Below are 2,506 nucleotides of genomic sequence, written 5' to 3'. Positions count from 1 at the left end.
GTAAACGTCAAATAACTACACCCTAAGATTAAAAGAACGCCCAGCAGTTTGCACTGTTGGGCGTTTTCGTCACTGTTAGTCCATTCCCGCCATGTCGGCGATTGGAGCGTTCTTAGTCATTTTGTAGTGTTTTTGGAATACTTTTGCTGTAGGGTAATAACTCCTCTATCGATTTTTGGTTTAGATTATCTAAAACATATTCTAGGTATTTTGATACTTGTAAGTTGTTGATTTTGGCTGTCTGTATAATCGAGAATAATACGGTTGTGTATCTTGCTCCTGCATACGATCCAGAAGTCATAAATACCTTTCTATTGATTACGAATGGTCTAATCGCTCTTTCAGCGAGGTTATTGGATAGTTCAACATACCCATTCGTTAAGTACGTCTGTAGATCATCAAAGATATGCTTGGCGTAGTTGACTGCACCAGCGATTGCACTGTTTGGTTTATAGTCATACTCAAAAAGAAGATGTCTTAATTCATCCATCAGTGGTTTTTGGTCGAAAATACGTCGTTTTTCTACCTGATTTGGTGTCAAATCAGTTTCTTTATATCTAGATTCATAATGAAATAACTGCCCTATGAGTGTCAGTATTTGATACGCATGACTCGTTTGTTTAGACTCTTCTGGTAAGACTTTTACGATATCCATAAACCGTCTTCTAACGTGTGCGAAACAACGCTGAAGTTTTATGTTTGGATTCTCTTTAGCTAACTTTGTATATCCTTTAAAATCGTCACACACAATGACGCCTTTGAAATCTTTTAACCACTTCGCTGTTGTATCAATAGCTCGTGATTCATGAAAACTGTAGATGTAGATTGGATGATCATAATAACTAGATGCGTAAAGGTATACATAGCTTTTCTTTCGCTCTTTGTCCGCCTCAGGTCTTTTACTGATCGATAGTGTCGTCTCATCTGCGTGAATGACACTTGCTCGATTATTCAGTAAATCTGATTTCATTTGTTCATAAAGCGGTTCTAGTAATCGAGCCGTTTTTTCCATATAAACTGCGAGATTTTGTTTGGTTATCTCAATATCAAGCACCTCTTGAATATGGGAAGATAAATGGTGAAACGGGATGCCTAATTCATATTTGTGATAAGCGATATAGGCTGCCATTGAATGGCTTAAGATACTGCCAGGGAAAAGCGAGGTTGAAACAGGATAATAGAGCTTATTATCCTTTTTATTGCACGCTTCACACTTGCAGCTTTGTTTGATAATCTTAATAACCCTTAATGTCGCTGGTATCGCCTCAATTTGATATCTTACCTTCTCGCTTGCGACACTCAAATCATCTCCACATGTTGGGCACGATGCCATTTCTGGCTTTTCATATATGACCTCGCTCACGTGCCTTTCAAAATCAAAACGCTCAAAGTTTTTCCCCTTGAGTTTATGTGTCTTATTTATCTTTGTTTCTTTCAATATCGTTTCTGTTTCATTGATGATGCTTGGTTTTAATACTTCAGTTTTCGGAATGAACACTTTCACACGTTCGATCGTATACTTTTCGTTTAATACCTCTTTTTCACCCACCAATTGATTTAATCTCTCATTCAATTTGAAAATAAGACGGTCTTGTCTGGCTGTCTTTTTCTCTAACTGTTGGTTCTCTTTTTTTAAGCGTTCAATTTCTTTTAGGGCTTCTTTTAGGTTCATATTTCAATTATATCATACTTATAAATATTTTTACCATATATATTTATATATATGGTAATTTATCAATAACTAACCTCTTTTCTTCGTTCAGACATTACCTTTAACCCTTTTAATAGTAGTTTCATGTCTTCTACCTCATAACCACCCCCACTAATCTGTTCTGGCCATTTAAACTTCGTTTCATTCAATTTGTTAATCATCAACCAACTCCCATATTCATCCTCATAGTATATTTTGACTTGTCTCTTATCTTTTGAACAAAATACATACATGGTATACATCATTTCGACTGAGCTAAAGTTAAAGCCTAACAACGTTTGGATTCTCTGCATCCCACTCCTCATGTCTAACTCTTTTGTGTAGAAGTAGATTTTTTTTACCTTCCTATAATCAATCATGGATGCGTTCTAGTATCTTTAAGGCTTGTTCTAGCGATGTCGTTACCTTGATCCCTTTACTTTCTATCACTACGATTGAATGATCAAACCTCGTGAAGTGTGTTGATTTCTTGTTAATCTCCTCGCTCCTTAATAAGTTCATTTTAATGAATTTTCCATCTATGATACTTTCATCTGTTCCGATATTGTCTATTCTTATGAAATCCCCTGATATGTGGTTATACGCACTCACCCAATCCCTGATCGTTGTTCGTGCATATCCATATCTTTTTGAATAGTCCATTTGACTTAAACCACTAGCTAAAAAATGCTTTACTACTTCGAATCGTTCTTTATCTGTATAAAATTTTCCCATCGCTTTTCTCTCTTTCCTATGATGTCCTAAGTGTACAAAAAAACACCCTAAAACTACAAGGTGTTAATTTTTGACGTTTAC

Annotated in this window: 3 protein-coding genes; all 3 read right to left on the bottom strand. The window is 35.8% G+C overall.

Annotation, left to right across the window (positions count from 1 at the left end; translation table 11 throughout):
• Positions 1-112 precede the first annotated feature (112 nt).
• Positions 113-1,672 carry an IS66 family transposase gene (gene tnpC, locus N7603_RS08880; protein WP_262097071.1) on the bottom strand — a complete coding sequence of 520 codons (1,560 nt, stop codon included), beginning with the start codon at positions 1,670-1,672 and terminating at the stop codon, positions 113-115.
• Between the two features lie 62 nt (positions 1,673-1,734).
• Positions 1,735-2,070 (bottom strand): IS66 family insertion sequence element accessory protein TnpB, encoded by a 336-nt coding sequence (gene tnpB / locus N7603_RS08875; protein WP_262097070.1) that lies wholly within the window; start codon positions 2,068-2,070, stop codon positions 1,735-1,737.
• Positions 2,063-2,425 carry a helix-turn-helix domain-containing protein gene (locus N7603_RS08870; protein ID WP_262097069.1) on the bottom strand — a complete coding sequence of 121 codons (363 nt, stop codon included), beginning with the start codon at positions 2,423-2,425 and terminating at the stop codon, positions 2,063-2,065. The genes tnpB and N7603_RS08870 overlap by 8 nt, the downstream gene beginning before the upstream one ends.
• Between the last annotated feature and the right edge of the window lie 81 nt (positions 2,426-2,506).

The organism is Paracholeplasma vituli (genome assembly GCF_025446935.1).
In the GTDB taxonomy this organism is placed as follows: Bacteria; Bacillota_I; Bacilli_A; order Acholeplasmatales; family UBA5453; genus Paracholeplasma; species Paracholeplasma vituli.
The sequence above is the reverse complement of the archived record's forward strand: the minus strand, read 5'-3'. Positions and strand labels throughout refer to the sequence as shown.